The sequence below is a fragment of the Pseudoduganella sp. UC29_71 genome (assembly GCF_042693265.1).
Taxonomy (GTDB): domain Bacteria; phylum Pseudomonadota; class Gammaproteobacteria; order Burkholderiales; family Burkholderiaceae_D; genus Rugamonas.
On sequence record NZ_CP170549.1, the window covers coordinates 6799083 to 6813563 of the forward strand.

Here is a 14481-nt window from a genome sequence, read left to right on the forward strand (position 1 = left end):
GCGGCTAGCGCGCCATGCTGACAGGCGTGAGCTGGCGGATGAAGAACAGCACATCCCAGTTCACGCCCAGCTGTCCGCCGCGCTGCGCCTGGTACTCGTAGCTGAACTGCGGCTGTCCCGGCCGGGGCAGCGCGCTGGCCGTGAGGCCGAGCACGGCGTGCGGTGAATTGGCAAGGCTGGCCGCCAGGCTGGCTTCCAGGCTGTCCGGCGGCGCGGCGGGCAGGGCCTGCGGCTGCAGGCTCACATAGTCCAGGATGCGGCCGCCCGCGCCGCTGAACTGCACCACCTTGTAGTCCGCAGCCCAGTGGCGGTGCATCACTTCCCCTGCCTGCAGATGCACCGGCGTGCGCTGGAAACCGCGCGCCGTGTGCACCGTGTGCGCCCAGATCACCACCTTGCGGCCCGGGTAAAGCCGGTCCGCCAGCCAGATAGCGTTGTCGCCCATCTGGTTGTCGCGCTGGTAGTCTTGGTCCGCGCTCCAGTAGCCCGCTGCCTGCGCCTCCACGCTCTTGACCGTCTGGCACCAGAACGCGGCTCCGGTGCGCGAGTCCGCCGCGGCGGCCTGCCCCGGAGGGCTGTCGGGACCCCATGCCGGCCGGCACAGGGCGCGCCTGAGCGCGGCGGTGTGCTGGCGGAACGCGGCCTGCTGCGGCGCGGGTGGCGGCGTGCGCTGCATCTCCAGCAGCGGCTGGACCGCCTGCGCGTATTGCCGCCATGCCGCGCCGTCCGCCAGCGCCGGCACGGCGCCTTTCAGATAAGCGTGCAGGGCCGGCAGCAGCTCCTTCCTGCTGGTCTCGCCGGTGTGCTGGCTGTCGATGCCGCCCAGCGCCATGGGCTGGCCGAGCGCGCGCTGGCGGTCCAGGTACTGCAGCATGCCGCGCCCCTCGGCCGTGTTGGCGTACATGAAGAACACATTGCCGGGCGCGATATCGTCCAGCTTCTCGCCCGCCTCCACGCGTTCGGCCAGGCGGGCCATGTCGTAGAAGCCGCTTTCCAGCAGCAGCACATCGAAGTCCATTTTCTCGTGCAGGTATTTGAGCAGGCGCGTCTTGAGCAGATACTCCTCGTGCCCGCCGTGGGTCTGCTCGCCCAGCGCCACGATGCGCGCACCGCCGATGGCTTCGGCAAACGGTTTCAGGTCGCTGTCGTCGTAATACTGCGGATCGGTGCTGGCCACCGGCCAGGGCTGGCTGGCCTGGCCTTGGGCGTGCGGCAGAATTGCCGCCAGGGCCAAGGCGGCCAGGGCTGTGCGTCGCATGTTTCCCCCGGTTTGAAAAAATACCAATGTAGTACCACAATGTAGTACCAATGTCCGGGGGAAGCAATGCCTTAGTGGTGCAGCTGGGCCGCGCTCAGGGCCTGGCCGGGCTGGTCGGTGTGCAGGGCGCGCTCGCTCGCTGCGGTATCGTAATAGGATTGGAAGCGTGCCACTTTCCCGTCGCGGATGGTAAACACGTGGACCCAGGGGCTGTCGTAGGTCAGCCCTGTCTGCCTGGCTTGCCAGGTGGCGTCGCCTGCGACGACCACCTGGTCGCCTTCGGCAATGAATTGTTTCGGTACGAAGCTGACCGGTTTTACGGCCTGGTCCAGCTTCTGGAAGAACTGCGCAATTTCTGCCTTGCCGTGATAGCTGCCGGCGAAGGGGACAAACTCCGAATCGGGGCCGATCCACTCTGCATCGTCGTGGTAGCGGTCCAGCAGGTTGCGGATATCCCCGGCCTGGAACAGGCGATAGCCCTCCATCACCAGCTTTTTGTTTTGCTGTATATCCATGACACGCCTCCTGATAACTCGGCAGTCCGACAGCAGTCGCGGATGGTCGTGCCGCAGAGAGCCGATCTTTTCAGCCTAGTGCCGGCGGACCGGAAGTCAAGGCCCCCCGCCAAGGTTTGCTATGCTAGCGTCTTTCGTACGGAGTAATGGACATGGTTTCACTGGCAGATCAACTGCTCAAGGCCGGCCTGGTCGATAAAAAGAAGGTCAAGGTCGTCCAGCAGGACAAGAGCAAGCAGAAGAAGGACGAGCGCCGCAGCGGCACCGAGAGCGTGGACGAGGCGCGCCTGGCGGCGCTGGAAATCCAGCGCAAGCAGGCCGAGCGCGCGCGCGAGCTGAACGCGCAGCGCGACGCGGCCGCCGCCCAGAAGGCGATCCAGGCGCAGATCGCGCAAATGGTGCAGCAGAACCGCCAGAACAAGGGCAAGGGCGACGTGGCCTACAACTTCACGCACGGCACGAAAATCGAGCGCATCTATGTGTCGCCGGAAGTGCAGGCCCACCTGATCGCCGGCCGGCTGGTCATCGTGTGCCTGAACGGCACGGTGGAACTGGTGCCGCGCGTGATCGCCGACAAGATCGCCGAGCGCGATGAATCGATCGTCGTGCGCGTCAAGCAGAGCAGCACCGAGGTCGACGAGGATGATCCGTACGCAGCCTTCAAGATCCCCGACGACCTGATGTGGTAAGCCTGTCCTTGTAACGCTTACGTTACAGGCAGCTCCAGCACTTGTCCCGTGCTCATGACGGGGCCGAAGGCGTCCGCGATGGCCGCCAGCGCGGCGCGGTGCAGTTCCGCGTGCGGCACCAGGCCGGACGGGCCGTCCAGGTCGCGCGTGGCGCAGGCGTCGTCCGGCACGATGACGGCGTAGCCCAGCGGCACGGCGTCGCGCGCCGCGCCGGTCACGCACATATGCGTCATCAGGCCGGACACGATCAGCGTCTTCACGCCGGCCGCCTTCAGGCGCTGGTCCAGGTCCGTGCCCTGGAAGGCGCTCACCTGCGACTTCTTCACCACCGCATGGTGCGGCGCGGGCTGCAGCTCGCTGTGGAACTGCACCGTGTCGCCATCTTCCGCGAAGATGGGGCTGCCGGCCGGCGTCACGTGCTGGATATGGAACACCGGCATGCCGGCGCGGTCCGCGTGCGCGATCAGGCGCTGCGTGTTGCGCAGGGCGGCGATGCCGTCCGCGATCGGCATCCTTCCGCTGAAGTATTCATTCTGAAAATCGATCACCAGCAGGGCGGTGCTGTTGGCTGCGAGTGCCTGCGGCGCGCCGGCGCCGGCCATGGTGCGGATGGTGGGATGGTTCATGTGATCTCCTTTTGGGTGATGAGCTGCGTGGTTGGTGCAGCCAGTATCGCGCCGCGGCCCCGCCCGCGAAAGTGGCCCTCAGGACAACATGTGATAGGATCGGGCCATGCCTGACTCCATCACCGGCCATACCGTCGCCGTCATCGCCTTCGAAGGCATCAGCCCCTTCCACCTGTCCGTGCCCTGCATGGTGTTCGGCGACGACCTGGCGCGCCTGGGCGTGCCGCGCTACGAGCTGCTGATCTGCGGCGAGCAAGCCGGGCTGATCCCCACCATGTCCGGCTTCAATATCGACGTGCCGCAGGGCCTGGCCGCGCTGGAGCGCGCCGACACCGTCATCGTGCCGGCCTGGCGCGACCCCGAGGAACGCCCCTCCGAAGCGCTGCTGCAGGCCTTGCGCGCCGCCCATGCGCGCGGCGCGCGCGTGGTGGGCCTGTGCCTGGGCGCCTTCGTGCTCGCCGAAGCTGGCCTGCTGGACGGACGCGCCGCCTCCACCCACTGGGTCTGGAGCGCGGACTTCGCGCGCAAATACCCCAAGGTCAAGCTGGACCACAAAGTGCTGTACGTGGACGACGGCGACATCCTCACCTCGGCCGGCACCGCCGCCGCCATCGACTGCTGTTTGCACCTGCTGCGCACCGACCACGGCGCCGACGTGGCCAACCGCGTGGCGCGCCGCATGGTGGTGGCGCCGCACCGCGACGGCGGCCAGGCGCAGTACATCGAGCAGCCGCTGCCCAGGGCCGGCAGCGGCGATCCGCTGGACGGCGTGCTGGAATGGGCGCAGGCGCACCTGGACCAGCCGCTGTGCCTGGACAAGCTGGCCGAGCGCGCTGCCATGAGCCGCAGGAATTTCACGCGCCGCTTCAAGGCCCGCACCGGCGCCACGGTGGCGCAATGGCTGCTGAACCACCGCCTGTCCGCCGCCCAGCGCCTGCTCGAGACCAGCGACCATGCCATCGACCGCATTGCCGAGAGCGCCGGCTTCGGCTCCACCGTGTCGCTGCGCCAGCAGTTCACGGCCGCGTTCTCGCTGTCGCCGGCCGCCTACCGCAAGCAGTTCAGACCCAAATAACGGCGCCCAAATGAACAAGCCCCCGCGCTGGATACAGCGCGGGGGCTTGCGACCGTTTGCCTTGTGGGCGAGGGTAAAACTTGCTACCGAAAACTGATTAGAACTGGTTCATCGTGTTGTCTTTGCCGGCGGCCTTCAGGGCCGCTTCGCCGCTGAAGTATTCCTTGTGGTCGTCGCCGATGTCCGAACCGGACATGTTCTGGTGCTTGACGCAGGCGATGCCCTGGCGGATTTCCTTGCGCTGCACGCCGGCCACGTAGCCCAGCATGCCCTGGTCGCCGAAGTATTCCTTGGCCAGGTTGTCGGTCGACAGCGCGGCGGTGTGGTAGGTCGGCAGCGTGATCAGGTGGTGGAAGATGCCGGCTTCGCGGGCCGCGTCGGCCTGGAAGGTGCGGATCTTCTCGTCGGCCGCGATGGCCAGTTCGGTCTGGTCGTATTCCACGCTCATCAGCTTGCTGCGCTCGTAGGCCGACACGTCCTTGCCCGCTTCCTTCATCGCGTCGTACACCTGCTGGCGGAAGTTCAGGGTCCAGTTGAACGACGGGCTGTTGTTGTACACCAGCTTGGCGTTCGGGATGACCTTGCGGATTTCGCTGACCATGCCGCCGATCTGGGCGATATGCGGTTTTTCGGTTTCAATCCACAGCAGGTCGGCGCCGTTCTGCAGCGCGGTCACGCAGTCCAGCACGCAGCGCGCTTCGCCGGTGCCCGAGCGGAACTGGAACAGATTGCTTGGCAGGCGCTTCGGACGCAGCAGCTTGCCGTCGCGCTTGATGATCACGTCGCCGTTGCCCAGCGCGTCGGCCGACACTTCCTCGCAATCGAGGTAGGAGTTGTACTGGTCGCCCAGGTCGCCCGGCTTGGTGGTCACGGCGATCTGCTTGGTCAGGCCGGCGCCCAGCGAGTCGGTGCGGGCCACGATGATGCCGTCGTCCACGCCCAGTTCCAGGAAGGCGTAGCGGATGGCGCGGATCTTGGCCAGGAAGTCCTCGTGCGGCACGGTGACCTTGCCGTCTTGGTGGCCGCACTGCTTCTCGTCCGACACCTGGTTCTCGATCTGGATGCAGCAGGCGCCCGCTTCGATGAACTGCTTGGCCAGCAGATAGGTCGCCTCGGCGTTGCCGAAACCGGCGTCGATGTCGGCGATGATAGGCACGACGTGGGTCACGTGGTTGTCGATCTGCGCCTGGATGGCGGCTTTGGCCGGGCCTTCGGCGGCGTCCAGCTGGCGGAACAGGCCGCCCAGTTCACGCGCGTCGGCCTGGCGCAGGAAGGTGTACAGTTCCTTGATCAGCGCGGAGACGGCGGTTTTCTCGTGCATCGACTGGTCCGGCAGCGGGCCGAACTCGGAGCGCAGCGCGGCCACCATCCAGCCCGACAGGTAGAGGTAGCGGCGGTCGGTGCTGTTGAAGTGCTTCTTAATCGAGATCATTTTTTGCTGGCCGATGAAACCGTGCCAGCAGCCCAGCGATTGCGTGTACTTGGAGGGATCGGCGTCATAGGCCGCCATGTCCGCGCGCATGATCTTGGCGGTGTACTTGGCGATGTCCAGGCCGGTCTTGAACTTGTTCTGGGCGCGCATGCGGGCGGCCGATTCCGGGTTGATCGCGTTCCAGGCGCTGCCTTGCTGCTCTTTCAGGGCGCCGATGGCTTTGATGTCGTCTTGGTACTGGGACATGGTGAATCTCCTAAGTAGTAATGCAAGAAAGTGATGCAAGAAAGTGAAACCGCATGCATTAATAGTAGGCCTTTTTATTGCGGCGCAACAGGGTCTTATATAAGACATATAAGTAAATTTTATCCCTTAAAATTCAACAAGTTAACTTCATAATTCTGCGATGTGGAATAAATTTTCAAAAAATGGGATAGATTGGGCGACCGATTTTTGTGCGCAATTTCAGCATATGAAACGCTTTTTCGGCTTTTGGATGAGGTCGGACTGTTTTCGCTTATCATGTCGCCCATGACGCCCCCTCTCATTGTCAATTTGGCACCGACCGGCATGTTGCCGACCCGGGCCGACACGCCCCACGTTCCCCTTACGCCCGCCGAGATCGCCAGCGACGTGGCGCGCTGCGCCGCGCTGGGTGCCTCCATGGTGCACTTGCATGCGCGCGATGCGGCCGGTGCGCCCACTACCGACCCGGAAAGCATCGCCGAACTGATACGCGCGGTGCGCGCTGCGGCGCCGGAGCTCGTCATTACCGCCACCACCAGCGGGCGCAACGTGGCGGACGTGGAGCGCCGCGCCTCGGCCCTGTACCTGGAGGGCGACGCCAAGCCCGACATGGCCAGCCTGACGCTCGGCTCCATGAACTTTGCGCGCGACGCCAGCGTGAATGCGCCAGCCACCGTCATGCGGCTGGCCGGCATCATGCTGGAGCGCGGCATCAAGCCCGAACTGGAAGTGTTTGACTTGGGCATGGTCAACGTGGCGCGCATGCTGATCGACAAGGGCCTGCTCAAGGCGCCGTATTACTTCAATATCTTGCTGGGCAACCCCGCCACGGCGCAGGCCACGCTGCTGCACCTGGGCATGCTGGTCAACGACCTGCCGCCGGGATCGGTATGGGCAGTGGCCGGCATCGGCCGCTTCCAGGACCAGGCCACCGCGCTGGGCAGTGTCATGGGCGACGGCGTACGCACCGGGCTGGAAGACAATTTGTGGCTGGACCAGGCGCGTACGGTCAAGGCCACCAACGTTCAATTGGTGGAACGGATCGCGGCCCTGGCGCGCGCGCAGGGGCGGCCGCTGGCCACGCCGGCTGAGGCGCGGGCGCGTCTGGATCTGCCGGCAAGAGGATAACCATGGGATTGGTCATTTTTGGCGGTAGTAATATTGTGTCGGACTTGTTCGATTGCGCGCTGGCGCTGGGCATGCCGATCGAGCAGGTGGTGACGCACTTGCCCGAGCCGGACGACGCGCGTAGCCTGCCGCTGGCGCGGCGCCTGGATGCGCTGGCGGCGCTGGGCGTGCGGCCCGGCGTGGTGGCGCTGGACGATTTCACGCCGCAGCCCGGCCAGCAATACCTGCTGGGGCCGACCACGCCGGCGCGCGCCGCGCTGGCGCGGCTGCTGCAACAGCGCCACGGACTGGAATTTTGCACGCTGGTCCATCCGACGGCCTACGTATCTCCGCTGAGCACGCTGTCGCCGGGCGTGTTCATCGGCGCAAACAGCGTGATCGGGCCAGGCGCCGCGCTGGCGCCGCACGTCTTCATCAACCGCGGCGTCACCATAGGCCATGACACCAGCATCGGCGCCTATAGCCGCGTGCAGCCGGGCTCCAACGTGGGCGGCCTGACGCGCCTTGGCACCGGCGTTACGGTGGGCATCGGCGCCACCGTGATCGAGCGCCTGGTGATCGGCGACGGCGCTTTCATCGGCGCCGGTGCGGTGGTCACCGGCGACGTCGAACCGCGCGTGCTCATGGTGGGCATTCCCGCCAAGTTCAAGAAAGCGCTGGCAGCGCCGGACTAGCGCTGCGCAGCCGGTAGCGCTGCCGCGCCAGTTCGCAGGCAGCCAGCAGGCTGGCGCCGGCCTGCTCCAGGTCCAGTGCGCTGTCGAAGCGCTGGCGCTGGCGCGCGCCGGCGGCGCGGCGCAGGCCGGGCGCCGCCAGCCAGGCATGCAGCTGCGCGAAATACGCGTCCGCGTCCTGCATGGCTTCCTCGCCCAGCTTGTCGCCGCCGTCGCTGCCGGCCAGGCTCAGAACGGGCAGGCCCAGCGACATAGCCTCGGCCACCGAGATGCCGCCGCCCATCATGGGCGGGTTCAGGTAAAGATCGCTGGCGGCCAGCATTTCCGTGGCCTGGGTGGAATAGGGCAGGCAGGTCAGCCGCGCTGGGTCCAGTGCAGCCAGCGCCGGCGGCGTCTTGCCGGCGCCGCCCAGCAGCAGCCAGTGCAGGCGCGGATGCGCCTCCATCGTGCGGCACATGCGCTGCGCCCACTCACCCGCGATCTTGACGTCCAGATGGCTGCCCAGGCTGATGGCCAGCACTGCATCGTCCGGCACCCCCATTGCACTGCGCGGCAGCGGCCCGGCGCAGGGCTTGCGGCGCGCGCGGAACGGGTGGTAATAAGCCTCGCTGGCCGGCAGGCCGCTCTCCCAGGGTGCGGCCTGGCGGCCGTGCATGCCGGCCAGCGCCGTCAGCCACACATCCGTGGCGGCCATCGGCGGCACCGAATTGGTGGCCAGTCCCAGCACCGGATAGTGCCGGTACAGCGCATTGACCAGGCCTGAATGCAGCCCGACCAGCATGATCAGGTCGGGTCCGGCCGCATGGATCAGCGGCAGCATGTCGCGCCAGCGCCGCTGCAGGCTGGCATTCGGCGACGCAAGGTAGAGCCCGGCCGCTGCGCCGGCGCCGGCGCGCCAGTCGTCCAGGTTGACCGGCTCGGTTTGCGAACCCGGCTCGCGGCCCAGCAAGTGTTCGAAATCGGGACCGGTGTACTCCTGGCAGGAAACCAGCGTCACCCGCACGCCATGGCGCAGCAGCGTTTCGGCCTGGTCCAGCAGCATGCGCGTGGGCGGATGGCGCGCCGAGATCAGCGTGGGCGCCACCAGCACCACGTGGCGCAGCGCGCCGCTGGCACCCGCAGGCACCGGCGGCGGGCTGTCTTCTGCTCCCATCAGCGTGGCCAGGGCGGGCACGCCCACGGTGTGCAAGTTGGCGATAAAAGCGCTGCGGTCGTCCGCGTACAGCAGGGCGCGTTTCCAGTTGCTGTCAAACAGGGCAGCCAAGCGGTCCGGATCGCGTGGCGCCAACGTGGTGGCAATGGCGGCGGCGCGGCCTGCGTGGCGCAAGTCGCCGGTGGTGAGGTCGAGGTAGAGCGCGCGGTAGTAGCCGGGCAAGCCCTGGTCGGGCACGCCGGCGGTGACCGCGGCCACCACTTGGGCAAGCACGTTTGCATCCTCGATGGCGCGGGTGCGCCCCATCAGGTTGAGCCAGCAATGGCTGCCGCAGGGATTGGCCAGCGTGCGGTCTACGGCGTCGCTTAGCAGTAGCAGGAAATGAGGGTCGGAGGGCACGCGCCGATTATCGCACAGGCGTGCCGGGAGGGGCGATGCGGGGCCGGCATGCTAACACGTCCTGGTTGACCGAAAATGCGCAAATTGTCACGGAGAATTTTTTTCTCGTTAATATTTGATGCATAGAAGAAATTATCAAAATTACCTCTACAATTCGTCTTTTGCAAATTTTGACAACGCGTATATGACATTGATCAAGCACACCGGGTTCTGCCATTGGGCAGCGATTGCCACACTTGCGGCATTGCTGGCCGCTTGCGGGGGAGGCGGCGGGGGCGGTTCCGGCCCTGCTGCTGTGCCCGATCCAGCACCGGGCTTTTCGGTCTCGATAGACCGCAGCGAGTTGCGCTTTTCGGGCGAAGAGGGCGGCAGATCTGCATCGCAGCTTGTCATCGGCACCGGCAGCGGCCCTACTCCTCCCAGCACGATTTACACAGGAGGCCAGGATCTGGGCAGTGCGCTCGACCGCGTGTTGGTGCAGGTGGTGGGCGAGCAGGTCCGCTTCACGGTGTACCCGAAAACGCAACTGGCGGCCGGCGAATACAAAGGCAGTTTGCGCTTGTTCGCCTGTGCCGACGAGCCTTGCGCGCGCCATATCAAGGGCTCGCCGGTGGAGGTTCCGTACACCGTGAGTATTGCCAAGGGCTTCACAACGACGCCGAGAGTGGTGCAAATGGAGGCGGTGGCCGGCGCGACGGCGACGGCCACCAATATCGGCGTTTCGCTGCCGCCGGGCGCAAGCAGCTACACGTACAGCACAGGCGGGTATCCATGGCTGAAAGTTTCGAACGTCACCAGCACCGGCTTCACCCTCGGAACGATCGCCAAGGCCCCCGGGATCTATCAGGGGGCGGTCTCGCTCTACACTGGCGGCAAGGCGGCCATACTGCAGGTGACCTATACGGTCAAACCGGACGGCAGTGGACTGACCGCCATCACGCCAGCGCTCAAAGTGCTGAATATGAACGTGACCACTGGCCTGACCAGCGAGAAAGTCACGCTGGGTGTCGCCGTGCCGAGTTCGGGCAACGCGCTCACTACCAGTGTGCGCTACTTCGGAACGGTCAGCGGCTGGTTGGCGGTGACCCCGGGTGCACCCGGCACGCTGAGTGTGGTAGCGGCCGCGACCAACCTTGCGGCGGGCAACTACGGCGCTGAACTGACGCTCAGCGCCGGCGGCGAGCTCTTCCCCGTGACGGTGCCGGTCTATGTCAACGTGCTGCCCGCTAATTGGGCCATCGCAGGCACGTCCAGCCTGACTGTCGACGGCGCGAGCAAGGCGGCCGATCTGGGTGGCGCCTTGAGCATCGATATTCCCAACCTGCCGGTGCAAGGCTGGCAGGCCAGCAGCAATGCGAGCTGGCTCAAGCTGTCGCGCAGCAGTGGTTCCACCCGAACGGACCAGCTTGGCTGGACGGTCGATAGGGCGGAGATGCTGAAGCTGGCGAACTTCACCGCGCATCCTGCCGAGCTGACGTTGAGCCTGGCCAGCGGCAAAGTTGCGCCGCTTAAATACACGGTGACGCTGAACAAGAAGCTGCCCGAACTGAACTTCATCAGCCCGCACACCCGTTTGCCGGGCGAAGCCGGCACCTACATCGTGCGGGGGCGCGGCTTCGACAGCGTGGCCGACTTGGAACAGGCGCTGGGCGCCGGCGCGGCCGCCGCCAGCAAGATCACGCGCGTCAATGACACGCAATTCGAACTGGCCATGGCGCCTGCGCAACAGGGCGAGGCGGTGTTTTCGCTGTCCAACGCGCTGGGCGCAAACACCGGCAGCGTCGCCTTGAAAGTGGTGGCACAGCCGGCGCTGGCCTACGCCGCCACGGTCACCGAAGGCAGCAAGGGCGGCCTGGTGTTCGACGCGGAACGCCAGGCGCTGTTCACCGTCAACAAGACGCTGGGCGCGCTGATGCGCTTCAAGCGCAACGGCGCCAACTGGGATGCCAGCAGCGTCTCCGTGCCGGGCATCGACACGGTGGCGCTGTCGCCGGATGGCGCCAGCCTGGTGGTGACTGCGGCCCCCGGCCAGGTGGTGCTGCTTGATCCGGCCACGCTGGTGCAGCAAGGCAGCTACAAGACCATGTACATCGGCAGCGAACCGCTGAATAGCCTGCCGCGCAGCGTGATGCGCAACGACGGGAAGCTGCTGTTCGCCGGCTTCACCGGCGAGGGCAGCGGCGGCGGCATGCCGTACTTTGACGTAAGCACCCGTAGCTTCGGGAGCATTGGCGGCAGCTATGGTTTCGGCTGGGCGGTCGCTTCCGGCGATGGTTCGCACATCAACATCGTTCAGCGGGCCGACTTGTCGCCGCAGCCGCCGATGGTGACGCTGGACGGCACCGATAGTGTCGCCAAGCCCAGCAAAGTCGGGCTGACGTTCTGGTACGAGGCTGCGCAAAGCCTGCGCGGCGAACGCTTTGCCGAAGGCACTTATACGGTATGGGACCGCGACTTCAACATCATCGGCAAGGTCGCCCTGCCGGACCAGAACTACTTCGGCCGCACGCCGCTGTTCTCGCCGGACGGCACACGACTTTATGTGCTGGCCTACAGCATTAACGACCTGAACCCAAGTAGTACCGTGATGCCGCGCGTGTATATCTTCGACAGCAGCACACGCATGGTAACCACCACCAACTTGCCATTGCTGGGATCGTTCGACCTGGCCGATTATCCTACTTGCCATAACGGTAGCTATGGATGCAATACGCGGGCGCTGGGCGCCATCAGCCCGGACGGCAAGACGCTGTTCTTCGTCGGCGATGCCAAGCTGGTGGTGGCGCCGGTGCCGGCCACGCTGGGCGCCAGCCGCGCGCTGATGCAGCGGGTCGTCCTGCCGGCCAAGCGCTAAGCGGCAGGGCCCGGGGCGCTTACACGCCCCACATGATGTATTCGTTTTCCCGGCTGGCCGAGCGCAGCATTTCCAGCAGCGGGTAGGCGCGCGCCGAGAAGCTCACGCGCTGCTGCAGCGCGTGCTCGGTGCTTTCGCCGGCTTCCTGCTCGGGCGTGTGCACGTCGTGCTCGACGTCCTCTTTCGGGTGCTGCTTGGTGTAGGTCACTTCCTGCTCCAGCAGCGACAGCGCTTCGGTCGCTTCTGCCGCCGTGATCACGCCGCGCTGGGGGCTCTTGTGCAGCAGGCGCAGGATGCGCTCGGCGTGTTCCTGGTACATCAACACTTCGGGGGAGGATTTGGATTTGAATGAAATTAACATGTGCTCGTTCCTAAGTCATTGTCCCGGGCGGACGCCTGGATTGTGCCGCCTGTTGAGTAGACATTAGACCTGTTCGCAATAATTCCCAAACGAAATCGGCTCGTTTAAGCAGCCTTTAAGGCGCAGCCCGCGTTGCAATGCCGGTATGATGCGGTCTTATAGATAGCGAGAAGGTTGAATTGTTATGGTCATCGTGACGCATAGCGGCAAATTCCATGCGGACGACGCATGGGCGGTCGCGGTACTGAATGTTTTGTTCCCCGGATGCGAGATTGTCCGCACGCGCGACGCCGCAACCATCGAAGCGGCCGATTTCGCGATCGACGTGGGCGGCATCTGGGACCCGGCCGCCGGCCGCTTCGACCATCACCAGAAAGGCTTCAGCGGCGCCCGCGCAAGCGGCGTGCCCTATGCCAGCGCAGGGCTGGTCTGGCGCGAATACGGTGCCCGCTGCGTCAGCGCGCTGGCCGCCGCGCACACCGGGCAGCAGCTCGCCGACAGCGAGGCGCGCGAGATCGCCTACGGCATCGACGCCGACATCGTGCAGTACCTGGACTTGTCGGACGTGGGCGCGGCGAAAAGCGCGCCCGGCGGATATGGATTGTCGGCGGTGGTGTCCGGCTTCAACCCCAACTGGCTGGACGAACAAAGGCTGGGCTACGGCGCAGCCGCCGATGCCTACCGGCTGGAGCAGTTCCGGCGCGCGATGGAATTGCTGACGGACATCCTGGTCAATTCCGTGAAATACCGTGTCGCCGCCATGCTGGCGGTGGCGCAGGTGCGGCAAGGCGAGGTGCTGGAAGACGGCAAGGTGCTGTTCCTGAAAAACAGCGCCTTACCCTGGACCCAGGTGGTGCGCAAGGAAATGCCCAAGGTGCTGTTCGTCATCAGCCACAGCGTGGCCGAGCAGCGCTATGTGCTGCATACGGTGCCGGTCAGCCCCGAGAGTTTCAAGGCGCGCGCCGATCTGCCGGCGTCCTGGGCCGGTCTGCGCGATGCGGAGCTGGCGGCCGTGACCGGCGTGCCGGACGCGGGCTTCTGCCACAACGGCAGGTTCATCGCCGCCGTGAAATCCTACGAGGGCGCGCGCACCATGGCCAGGCTGGCGCTGCAGGAGCTGGAACTGGCGTAGGCCTTGGCGTTGGCGTGGTAACGGCGTGGTAGTGGTGTGGAAACCGGCGAAGTTGGACTGCGGGGCAGCGCGCAGCGTCTATACTGGATCTCATTCGCCAGGAGAGCAGCCATGGAAGACGCGACACCTTCGCCGGACTTCGGCGCCATCAAGCAACGCCAGCAGGCCACTTGGGCCAGCGGCGATTTCGCCGTCATCGGCGTCACCCTGCAGATAGTCGGCGAAGCGCTGGCCGAAGCGGCCGATGTCCGCGCCGGCGAGCAGGTGATCGACATCGCGGCCGGCAACGGCAACGCCACGCTGGCCGCCGCGCACCGCTTCGCGCGCGTCACCTCCACCGACTATGTGCCGGCGCTGCTGGAGAAGGGCCGCGCGCGCGCCGCCGCCGAAGGGCTGGCGGTGGAATTCCGCGAGGCCGATGCGGAAGCCTTGCCTTTCGCCGACGCCAGTTTCGACGTGGCACTATCCACCTTCGGCATCATGTTCACGCCCAACCATGCCCAGTCTGCCAGCGAAATGATGCGCGTGCTGCGTCCCGGCGGGCGCGCCGGCATGGCGAACTGGACCCCCGAAGGCTTTATCGGGCAGCTGTTCAAAACCATAGGCAAGCATGTCCCGCCGCCGGCCGGGGTAAAGTCCCCCGGGCTGTGGGGCACGGAAGCCCATCTGCAGCAGCTGTTCGGGGAGCGCGCGGCGCGCATCGGAGCGCGGCGCAAAATCTTCAACTTCCGCTATGAGTCGGCCGCGCACTGGCTGCAGGTATTCCGCGATTTCTACGGCCCCGTGCACAAGGCCTTCGGCGCGCTGGACGACGCAGCCAAGCAGGCGCTGGAGGGCGACCTGCTGGCCTTGCTGGAACGTTCGAACACGGCGGGCGCCGCGTCGCTGGTGGTGCCCGCCGAATACCTGGAAGTGGTGATCACCAAGCGCGGCGCCTGACGG

The 14481-nt window shown here is 65.9% G+C and carries 13 protein-coding genes; 7 read left to right on the plus strand and 6 right to left on the minus strand.

Annotated features, from left to right (window positions below):
- Window positions 1-4: 4 nt before the first annotated feature.
- On the minus strand, window positions 5-1258 hold the full coding sequence (locus ACFJI2_RS30335) for an erythromycin esterase family protein (RefSeq protein ID WP_377703144.1): 1254 nt from the start codon (window positions 1256-1258) through the stop codon (window positions 5-7).
- A gap of 71 nt (window positions 1259-1329) precedes the next feature.
- A complete protein-coding gene (locus ACFJI2_RS30340) occupies window positions 1330-1773 on the minus strand; it encodes a nuclear transport factor 2 family protein (protein ID WP_107875862.1) in 444 nt (147 codons plus the stop codon).
- Window positions 1774-1925: 152 nt separating this feature from the next.
- On the opposite strand from ACFJI2_RS30340, the gene ACFJI2_RS30345 reads away from it, so the two are divergent.
- Window positions 1926-2462, plus strand: a complete 537-nt coding sequence (locus ACFJI2_RS30345) for a DUF2058 domain-containing protein (RefSeq protein WP_377703145.1) — start codon at window positions 1926-1928, stop codon at window positions 2460-2462.
- Window positions 2463-2479: 17 nt separating this feature from the next.
- Here ACFJI2_RS30345 and ACFJI2_RS30350 read toward each other — a convergent pair whose 3' ends face one another.
- Window positions 2480-3088, minus strand: a complete 609-nt coding sequence (locus ACFJI2_RS30350; protein ID WP_377703146.1) for a cysteine hydrolase family protein — start codon at window positions 3086-3088, stop codon at window positions 2480-2482.
- Window positions 3089-3194: 106 nt separating this feature from the next.
- On the opposite strand from ACFJI2_RS30350, the gene ACFJI2_RS30355 reads away from it, so the two are divergent.
- Window positions 3195-4163, plus strand: a complete 969-nt coding sequence (locus ACFJI2_RS30355; RefSeq protein WP_377703147.1) for a GlxA family transcriptional regulator — start codon at window positions 3195-3197, stop codon at window positions 4161-4163.
- A 97-nt stretch (window positions 4164-4260) separates the two neighbouring features.
- Here ACFJI2_RS30355 and ACFJI2_RS30360 read toward each other — a convergent pair whose 3' ends face one another.
- Window positions 4261-5841 carry an isocitrate lyase gene (locus ACFJI2_RS30360; RefSeq protein ID WP_377703148.1) on the minus strand — a complete coding sequence of 527 codons (1581 nt, stop codon included), beginning with the start codon at window positions 5839-5841 and terminating at the stop codon, window positions 4261-4263.
- A 285-nt stretch (window positions 5842-6126) separates the two neighbouring features.
- Here ACFJI2_RS30360 and ACFJI2_RS30365 point away from each other — a divergent pair, with 285 nt between their 5' ends.
- Entirely contained in the window at window positions 6127-6969 is an 843-nt protein-coding gene (locus ACFJI2_RS30365; RefSeq protein WP_377703149.1) for a 3-keto-5-aminohexanoate cleavage protein, read from the plus strand.
- 2 nt (window positions 6970-6971) lie between these two features.
- Window positions 6972-7643 carry an acetyltransferase gene (locus ACFJI2_RS30370; protein ID WP_377703150.1) on the plus strand — a complete coding sequence of 224 codons (672 nt, stop codon included), beginning with the start codon at window positions 6972-6974 and terminating at the stop codon, window positions 7641-7643.
- On the opposite strand, the gene ACFJI2_RS30375 is transcribed toward ACFJI2_RS30370, so the two are convergent.
- On the minus strand, window positions 7615-9192 hold the full coding sequence (locus tag ACFJI2_RS30375; protein ID WP_377703152.1) for a hypothetical protein: 1578 nt from the start codon (window positions 9190-9192) through the stop codon (window positions 7615-7617). The genes ACFJI2_RS30370 and ACFJI2_RS30375 overlap by 29 nt on opposite strands.
- 295 nt (window positions 9193-9487) lie before the next feature.
- On the opposite strand from ACFJI2_RS30375, the gene ACFJI2_RS30380 reads away from it, so the two are divergent.
- Window positions 9488-12046: a hypothetical protein gene (locus ACFJI2_RS30380; RefSeq protein WP_377703153.1), complete on the plus strand. Its 2559-nt coding sequence runs from the start codon at window positions 9488-9490 to the stop codon at window positions 12044-12046.
- A 19-nt stretch (window positions 12047-12065) separates the two neighbouring features.
- Here ACFJI2_RS30380 and ACFJI2_RS30385 read toward each other — a convergent pair whose 3' ends face one another.
- A complete protein-coding gene (locus tag ACFJI2_RS30385) occupies window positions 12066-12407 on the minus strand; it encodes a DUF1840 domain-containing protein (RefSeq protein ID WP_132138816.1) in 342 nt (113 codons plus the stop codon).
- A 184-nt stretch (window positions 12408-12591) separates the two neighbouring features.
- Between ACFJI2_RS30385 and ACFJI2_RS30390 the strand changes: the two genes are divergently transcribed.
- Together ACFJI2_RS30390 and ACFJI2_RS30395 are read left to right on the plus strand one after the other, a co-directional pair.
- On the plus strand, window positions 12592-13539 hold the full coding sequence (locus ACFJI2_RS30390; protein ID WP_377703154.1) for an MYG1 family protein: 948 nt from the start codon (window positions 12592-12594) through the stop codon (window positions 13537-13539).
- Between the two features lie 111 nt (window positions 13540-13650).
- Window positions 13651-14478: a class I SAM-dependent methyltransferase gene (locus ACFJI2_RS30395; protein WP_377703155.1), complete on the plus strand. Its 828-nt coding sequence runs from the start codon at window positions 13651-13653 to the stop codon at window positions 14476-14478.
- Window positions 14479-14481: the final 3 nt, after the last annotated feature.

What these genes read in the sequence shown, in the direction of transcription:
- ACFJI2_RS30335 (WP_377703144.1), bottom strand. Translation starts at nt 1,258, where the DNA reads ATGCGACGCACAGCCCTGGCCGCCTTGGCCCTGGCGGCAATTCTGCCG.
- ACFJI2_RS30350 (WP_377703146.1), bottom strand. Translation starts at nt 3,088, where the DNA reads ATGAACCATCCCACCATCCGCACCATGGCCGGCGCCGGCGCGCCGCAG.
- ACFJI2_RS30385 (WP_132138816.1), bottom strand. Translation starts at nt 12,407, where the DNA reads ATGTTAATTTCATTCAAATCCAAATCCTCCCCCGAAGTGTTGATGTAC.
- ACFJI2_RS30365 (WP_377703149.1), top strand. Translation starts at nt 6,127, where the DNA reads ATGACGCCCCCTCTCATTGTCAATTTGGCACCGACCGGCATGTTGCCG.
- ACFJI2_RS30360 (WP_377703148.1), bottom strand. Translation starts at nt 5,841, where the DNA reads ATGTCCCAGTACCAAGACGACATCAAAGCCATCGGCGCCCTGAAAGAG.
- ACFJI2_RS30345 (WP_377703145.1), top strand. Translation starts at nt 1,926, where the DNA reads ATGGTTTCACTGGCAGATCAACTGCTCAAGGCCGGCCTGGTCGATAAA.
- ACFJI2_RS30355 (WP_377703147.1), top strand. Translation starts at nt 3,195, where the DNA reads ATGCCTGACTCCATCACCGGCCATACCGTCGCCGTCATCGCCTTCGAA.
- ACFJI2_RS30370 (WP_377703150.1), top strand. Translation starts at nt 6,972, where the DNA reads ATGGGATTGGTCATTTTTGGCGGTAGTAATATTGTGTCGGACTTGTTC.
- ACFJI2_RS30390 (WP_377703154.1), top strand. Translation starts at nt 12,592, where the DNA reads ATGGTCATCGTGACGCATAGCGGCAAATTCCATGCGGACGACGCATGG.
- ACFJI2_RS30340 (WP_107875862.1), bottom strand. Translation starts at nt 1,773, where the DNA reads ATGGATATACAGCAAAACAAAAAGCTGGTGATGGAGGGCTATCGCCTG.
- ACFJI2_RS30395 (WP_377703155.1), top strand. Translation starts at nt 13,651, where the DNA reads ATGGAAGACGCGACACCTTCGCCGGACTTCGGCGCCATCAAGCAACGC.